A 7,016-nucleotide genomic window follows, 5' to 3' on the forward strand; every position below is an offset into this window, starting at 1 on the left:
CCGGCTCGGGCTCGGACGCTTCTTCGGAGGCGGGTTCGGGGGCAGGCGCTGACGCCACAGGGACCTGCTCGCCGGCCTCACCGACGACGACCAGCGGCGTGCCCACCTTCACCGTCTCGCCTTCCGAGACGAGGATCGCCAGGATCGTTCCCTCGACGGGGGACGGGATCTCGGTGTCCACCTTGTCGGTGGAGACCTCGACGAGGACCTCGTCCTCACGAATCGTGTCGCCCACCTTCTTCGGCCAGGAGAGAATCGTTCCCTCCGTGACCGTCTCACCCAGCTGCGGCATGTTGACCGTCGTGGCCATCCTCGCTCCTCTCACATGGCGGCCCGTGCCGCCGGTTCAGTGCAGACTTCTTCCGCTTGCGCTGAGCAATGTTTCGCCCACCGCCTCCGAAAGGGTCGGATGGGCGTGAATGAACGCCGCCGCCTCGGACGGCAGCGCCTCCCAGCCCACTGCGTACATCATCTCATGGATCAGCTCGCCCGCTTGGGGCCCGACGATCACCGCTCCCAGGATCGGACCGTTCTTCTCCGCGACGATCTTCACGATGCCGCGATTCTGCCCGATGATCCTCGCGCGGCTCACCGCGGCGAACCCGTGGCTGGTCACCTCGACGTCGAACCCGAGTTCTTTCGCCTTGGCTTCCGAGTAACCGACCTCGGCCATCTCGGGGCGCGTGTACACGACGAGCGGGACTGCGCGATAGTCGACCGGCTGCGTCTCTCCGGTGGCGATGTAGGTGATCGCCGCGATCGCCTCGGCGAACCCGACGTGGGCGAGCTGCGGTGTCCCCGCGACGATGTCGCCGATCGCGTACACGCCCGGTTCGGCCGTCTGCATCGTCGCCTTGTCGACTTCGACGAACCCGCGATCCACCACGGCTTTGGTGCTCTCCAGGCCGATCCCGTCGGTGAGGGGCTTGCGACCGACGGCGACCAGCACGACGTCGACATCGACCGAGTCGTCGCCGAACGGCACCGTCACCCCCGTGTCGGTGATCTGCGCGGGTCCGACCTGCACCGACGTACGGATCTTGACGCCGTGACGCTTGAGGTTGCGGGTCAGTTCCTTCGCTGCGTCCGCGTCGGCCCCGGGAACGATCTGATCCATCATCTCGAACAGGTGCACTTCGCTGCCGACGTCGACGAGCATCGAGGCGAACTCGCACCCGATCGCCCCGGCACCGATGATGGCGACCCGCTTGGGCTGCGTCTCCCAGTCGAGGGCGTCGTCGGAGGTGACGATCTTCGTTCCGTCGAACTCGTACCCGGGAATCGAGCGAGGACCCGAACCGGTCGCGACGATGACGTTGCGGCCCTCGAGAACTCGTTCGCCGTCGACACCGGCCACCCGCACCTTGCCGGGGCCCTCGATGCGACCGAACCCGGAGATGATCTCCGCGCCGCGGGATCGAAGGAGGCCGGCGAGGCCTTTGGTCAGGCCGGCGACGATGTCGTTCTTGCGGGCGTGGGCGACGCCCCAGTCGAGTGTCGGCTCGGTCGAGTTGACGCCGAAGCCGGCCGCCTCCTTGACGGTGGTGAACACTTCGGCGGTGTGGAGCCAGTGCTTTGCGGGGATACAGCCGCGGTTGAGACAGGTCCCACCGACCTGCTGGTCTTTCTCGACGAGGGCGACGCTGAGGCCGAAATTGTGCGCATACAGGGCAGCCGCGTACCCCCCGGGCCCGGCACCGATGATGACGACGTCGTACAAGGAGATCCTCCGTGTGGGGGGCCCGAGGATAGTGGCCTCCCGGCGGTGCAGTATCTACAAAACGGTTTCTGGTCAATGCTGGCGTCGCATACCGACGCTGCCATTGACAGGAAAAACAGAGGTCGGTTTCTGGTCAATGCTGGCGTCGCATACCGACGCCGGCATTGACGAGAACGCTGGCTACTGTGTTTGGCCGTGATCCAACTCCCCTCCTCCAACCACGTGATCGACACCGAGGCGGGCATTCGCCTCGAGGCACGTTGGGACGAACCGGACGTTGCCACCGGCGTGGTCGTGTTCTGTCACCCGCATCCACAGGCCGGCGGCACCATGCACGCCCCCCTGATGCATCGGGTGACCCATGGCCTCGTCGAGCGCGGCTTTGCGGTGCTGCGCTTCAACTTTCGGGGTGTCGGGGCATCAACAGGAACCTGGGACCGGGGAGAAGGCGAGATCGACGACGTCGCCGCCGCGGTGCAGGACGCTCGAGACCGCCACGCCGACCTCCCCCTCGGTCTGGCAGGCTGGTCGTTCGGTGCCCTGACCTCGCTTCGCTGGCAGGGACGGTCCGACGACGACTCCCCCTACGCCGGTATCGCGCTGCCGGTCGGCATGTTCGCCGAGCCGAAACGATTGGCCCCGGCACCCAGGGTGCTGATCATCGGAGATCGTGACCAGTTCGCCACCGTCGAGGCGACCCGTACCTACGCGAAGTCGATCGGAGCGACGGTGGAAGTCCTCGAAGGCAGTGACCACTTCTTCACGTTCCGGCACGACCGTGTGACCGAGATCGTCGCCCAGACACTCGCTCAGCGACACGAGCGGTAGAACAGGACCCCGACGAGCACCCCGCCGGCCACCCCGTACCCGAGCCAGGCGGTCGATTCGCGTCCCAAGGCCCAAGCGGCCATGAACGCGAACGCGACTCCGAAGAACACACCCACGACCAGCCACCATCCGACGCTTCGACCCATGACGAACCCCTCGCAGCCCCCAGCCCGGTTCAATGTATCGCACTTGAGCCGCCGCGTGAAGGGGCAAGCACGGCTTTGCACCCGTCTCGTGAGGATTCACGCCGAGATTCCACGCCCGTGGGCACCGCCCGGTAATCTCCCGACTGTTGGTCGTTGGGGGAGACGGCCGGAGACAACCGGAGCGAGACATGAGGAGGCCACCGTGCCGCAATACCGTATAGCAGCAATCCCCGGAGACGGAGTGGGCGCCGAGATCACCCAGGAGGCCACCCGAATTCTCAACGCTGCGGCCCAGATCCACGGATTCGACGTCGAACTCGAGACGTTCGATTGGTCATGCGATTACTACCTCCAAAACGGCGTGATGATGCCCGAGAACGCCCTGTCGACACTCGCAGATTTCGACAGCATCTTCCTTGGTTGCATCGGGGACGCGAACAAGGTCCCCGACCACATCTCCCTGCAGCTCCTCCTCGCGATCCGTACCGGCTTCGACCAGTACGTCAATCTTCGCCCGATCAAGCTCTATCCGGGAGTACGTACTCCGATCACCACGGCCACCCCGGAGACCGTCGACATGCTGGTCATCCGTGAGAACACCGAAGGCGAGTACTCGCGGGTCGGCGGCATCTTCAAGCAGGGAACGCCCGAAAGCTTCGCGCTGCAGACGGGCGTGTTCACGTGGAAGGGCTGTGAGCGCGTCATCCGCTATGCGTTCGACGCCGCCGTCCAGCGAAGAGACACCGCCGGCTCCCCCGGACGCGTCACCAACTGCACGAAGTCGAACGCACTGAACTACTCGATGGTCTTCTGGGACGAGGTGTACGCGGCGGTGGCCCAGGACTACCCGACCGTCGAGACGGACATGGCGCTCGTGGACGCCCTCACGATGTGGTTCGTCAAGAACCCCGGCTGGTTCGACGTGGTCGTGGCCTCGAACCTCTTCGGAGACATCATCACCGACCTCGGCGCGATGCTCCAGGGCGGAATGGGGTTCGCCGGCGGCGGAAACGTCAATCCGGAGCGGACCTACCCGTCGATGTTCGAACCCATTCACGGTTCCGCACCCAAGTACACGGGCAAACGTATCGTCAATCCGATCGCCTCGATCGAAGCGATCAGGATGATGCTCGAACATCTGGGCGAGAAGGAGGCGGCGGACAACGTTCAGCAGGCGGTTGCATCGACCCTGGGAAAGGGCGAGGTCCGCACCAGGGACATGGGTGGGAACAACACAACCGATGAAGTCGGCCTGGCCGTCGAGAAGGCGATGAGGGCGACCGCATGACAGGACGCGGCGAGGAGGTTCCAACGATGGCAAAGGTCAAAGTGGGTGTTGCGGGCTATGGCGTGATCGGGCAACGCCTGGCCGATGGTGCCGCCCGGCAGGAAGACATGGAGGTTGTCGGTGTCGCCGATGTGGCCCCCACCCTCTCGGTGCAGGCGCTCGCAGAACGCGGCATGCCCTTCGATCTCTACGCCGCCAATGCGGACGGCCGGACCGCGCTGGAGGGGGCCGGCATCCCCGTCACGGGAGACTTCGACGACCTCCTCGGACAAGTGGACATCATGCTGGACGCCACCGGGGCAGGCATCGGCGCCAAGAACAAGGAGAAATACGTCCAACGCGGCATCAAGGCGATCTTCCAGGGGGGAGAAGCAGGCGAAGTGGCGGACGTGTTCTTCCACGGCTACGCCAACTACGAGAAGGGCCTCGGGCGTGACTACCTGAAGCTCACCTCCTGCAACACGACCGGCCTGATACGGGCGGTCGACTGTCTCGATCGTGCCGTCGGCATCGAGAAGGTCGCCGTCACGATCATCCGACGTGTCGCCGATCCGGGTGACACCCATCGCGGTCTGGTCGACTCTCTCCTCATGGAGCCGATTCCCAATCATCAAGCGGTCGACCTGATGAACATCATGCCCCACATCGACGCGACGGGCCTGCTGGTGCACGCTCCGGTCACTCACGGCCACATCATCAGCATCGTCGCCACGCCGAAACGCTCGATCGGCAAGGACGCGGTCATCGAGGCCTTCCGGGAGCATCCCCGCATTCGAGTCGTGAAGATCGCCGACGGGTTCACCACCAACACGTCGCTCTTCAACTATGCCCGCTTTCTCGGTCATCCTCGTGGAGACATGTATGAGATCGGACTGTTCGAAGAGACCGTCGGCATGTCTGGCGATGACGTGATGTTCGCCATCAACATCCCCCAGGAGTCGGTGGTCATCCCGGAAACGATCGATGGAATCCGGGCGGCGCTCGAGCTGCAGACCGACCGCCTCGAAGCCGTCGGACTGACCAACAAATACCTGGGCATCGGCTGAACCAGGGATCGGACACGTCATGAAGATCGCATCGCTCGACGACTTCGACGTCCGCGGCTCTCGGGTCCTGCTCCGCGTCGACATCAACTCTCCGATCGACCAGGAGACCGGCGCGATCGCCGACGACAACCGGCTGAACAAGAGCCTTCCCACAATCGAGGACCTGGCGAGCGCGGGAGCGAAGACCGTGATCATCGCCCACCAGGGCGACACGCTGGACTACCACAACCTCGTCTCCCTCGAGGAGCATGCGGTGAAGCTCTCGGAGAAGCTGAGCCGCACGGTGTCGTTCATCGACGATGTGGCCGGTCCGGCGGCGCGGCGCGCGATCCTCGATCTGGAAGACGGGGAGATCCTCCTTCTCGACAATCTTCGCTTCCTCACCGAGGAGGTCTCCACGTTCGAGAACGCGGTCAAGCTCACACCGAAGGAGATGACCAGGACCTACCTCGTGCGGAACCTTGCGCCGCTCTTCGACCTGTACGTCAACGATGCGTTCGCGGCTGCGCACCGGAGCGCCCCGTCGATGGTCGCGTTCCAGGAACTCCTGCCCACGGCGGGAGGGCGTCTCCTCCTCGAAGAAGTCGCCGCACTGTCGAACATTGCCGAGAATCCGGAGCGGCCGTGCGTCTTCGTCCTGGGCGGATTGAAGATCTCCGATGCCTTCGGGATGATGACGAAGATCCTCGCCGAGGGAACGGCCGACACGCTGCTCACGACCGGTATCACCGGGCACATCATGCTCATGGCGGCCGGTATCGACCTGGGGCCGGCCTCGGTGCGCTTCATCCGGGATCGGTCACTCGACGCCTTCGTTCCCCAGGCCGTCGATTACCTGGCGCGATACGGTGATCGGATACGGGTGCCGATCGACGTCGCCGTGGATGACCATGGCCGCAGGCGCGAGGTGCCCGTATCGGACCTTCCGACCGACCTGATGATCATCGACATAGGCTCCGAGACCATCGCCGAGTACGGCCGGGTCATCAACGAGGCCGCGACCGTGTTCGTCAACGGCCCGGCGGGTGTGTACGAGTCGCAGATCGGCGCCACCGGCACACGCTCCCTCTGGGAGGCGGTGGCCGCCACATCGGGACGCTCGGTGATCGGCGGCGGCGACACCGTCGCCGGCGCACGTCGGTTCATCGATCTGAACGACATCGACTTCGTGAGCACCGGTGGTGGTGCGCTGATCCGCTACCTGAGCGGCCGGCCTCTCCCCCTCCTGAGGGCGATGGAGAAGGCGGCCGAACGGGACCTGGCACGGTGAGCGCCGGCGGCGCGGACCGGGCCCCTGTGATGGGTTCGGCTCGCTCCCCGTGGCTGCGCGACGATGGCCACGGATACGCCGACAGTGCCCTGGCTACGCCCGGACGCTCTTCGGGCCGTCCGATGATGCATCCGCCGCGATGGTGATGAACACACCGGCGTGACCGACCCGGGTGCTCGATCACCCGCCGGAACGGCTCCGGTGCACGCCTGGCACAATGGGCGCTACATTGAGGCGCAAGCAGGCCAAACGAGGAGGATACGGACGTGGCTGGAACCTTTGTACCGAATGCATCGGTCGATTTCGAAACACTGGACTGGGGACAGCTCGGTTGGCTGTCCCGACCGGCATCCACCGGAGCGAAACAGCTCGTCGTCATCGATGTTCGGCTCGATCCAGGCGGCTGCCACAATTTCCACAAGCACCCCGATCAGGAAGAGGTCCTCTTTGTGGTCGAAGGGGCGGTCGAACAGTGGATCGGCGACGAGAAGCACATCATGGCGGCGGGCGACTCCTGCTTCGTCCCGAAGGACACGGTCCACGCCTCGTTCAACGACTCCGATGACGATGCGAAGTTGCTGGCCATCCTCGGTCCTTGCGTCGGTGAGGCCGGATACGAACTCGTCGACGTCTCCGGGGAAGAACCTTGGGCTTCGCTTCGCTGATCGCCGACGTCGGCCCGACCCGTACGAGATCCGCTGCGCGCGCCCGCCTGACG

General features: G+C 65.0%; 8 protein-coding genes. 5 read left to right on the plus strand and 3 right to left on the minus strand.

Going from position 1 to position 7,016, the window contains the following annotated elements; all coding sequences use genetic code 11:
• Both GXP34_08875 and lpdA read right to left on the minus strand, forming a co-directional pair.
• The coding region (locus GXP34_08875) for a hypothetical protein (GenBank protein ID NOY56086.1) at positions 1–310 on the minus strand (310 nt) is incomplete at its 3' end.
• A gap of 36 nt (positions 311–346) precedes the next feature.
• Complete coding sequence (gene lpdA / locus GXP34_08880) at positions 347–1,726, minus strand: dihydrolipoyl dehydrogenase (protein NOY56087.1); 1,380 nt, start codon at positions 1,724–1,726, stop codon at positions 347–349.
• Positions 1,727–1,915: 189 nt separating this feature from the next.
• On the opposite strand from lpdA, the gene GXP34_08885 reads away from it, so the two are divergent.
• Positions 1,916–2,548 (plus strand): alpha/beta fold hydrolase, encoded by a 633-nt coding sequence (locus GXP34_08885; GenBank protein ID NOY56088.1) that lies wholly within the window; start codon positions 1,916–1,918, stop codon positions 2,546–2,548.
• Here GXP34_08885 and GXP34_08890 read toward each other — a convergent pair.
• Positions 2,530–2,694 carry a hypothetical protein gene (locus tag GXP34_08890; GenBank protein NOY56089.1) on the minus strand — a complete coding sequence of 55 codons (165 nt, stop codon included), beginning with the start codon at positions 2,692–2,694 and terminating at the stop codon, positions 2,530–2,532. The genes GXP34_08885 and GXP34_08890 overlap by 19 nt on opposite strands.
• A 202-nt stretch (positions 2,695–2,896) precedes the next feature.
• Between GXP34_08890 and GXP34_08895 the strand changes: the two genes are divergently transcribed.
• From GXP34_08895 to GXP34_08910, 4 genes are all read left to right on the plus strand, one after another.
• Positions 2,897–3,982, plus strand: coding sequence for a 3-isopropylmalate dehydrogenase (locus GXP34_08895; protein NOY56090.1), 1,086 nt, complete (start codon positions 2,897–2,899; stop codon positions 3,980–3,982).
• A gap of 26 nt (positions 3,983–4,008) precedes the next feature.
• Positions 4,009–5,028, plus strand: coding sequence for a type II glyceraldehyde-3-phosphate dehydrogenase (locus tag GXP34_08900; protein ID NOY56091.1), 1,020 nt, complete (start codon positions 4,009–4,011; stop codon positions 5,026–5,028).
• Between the two features lie 19 nt (positions 5,029–5,047).
• Positions 5,048–6,298 (plus strand): phosphoglycerate kinase, encoded by a 1,251-nt coding sequence (pgk, locus tag GXP34_08905; GenBank protein ID NOY56092.1) that lies wholly within the window; start codon positions 5,048–5,050, stop codon positions 6,296–6,298.
• Positions 6,299–6,564: 266 nt separating this feature from the next.
• Positions 6,565–6,963, plus strand: coding sequence for a cupin domain-containing protein (locus GXP34_08910; protein ID NOY56093.1), 399 nt, complete (start codon positions 6,565–6,567; stop codon positions 6,961–6,963).
• Positions 6,964–7,016: the final 53 nt, after the last annotated feature.

The sequence above is a fragment of the Actinomycetota bacterium genome, assembly GCA_013152275.1.
In the GTDB taxonomy this organism is placed as follows: domain Bacteria; phylum Actinomycetota; class Acidimicrobiia; order Spongiisociales; family UBA4744; genus BMS3Bbin01.

What these genes read in the sequence shown, in the direction of transcription:
- pgk (NOY56092.1), top strand. Translation starts at nt 5,048, where the DNA reads ATGAAGATCGCATCGCTCGACGACTTCGACGTCCGCGGCTCTCGGGTC.
- GXP34_08890 (NOY56089.1), bottom strand. Translation starts at nt 2,694, where the DNA reads ATGGGTCGAAGCGTCGGATGGTGGCTGGTCGTGGGTGTGTTCTTCGGA.
- GXP34_08900 (NOY56091.1), top strand. Translation starts at nt 4,009, where the DNA reads ATGGCAAAGGTCAAAGTGGGTGTTGCGGGCTATGGCGTGATCGGGCAA.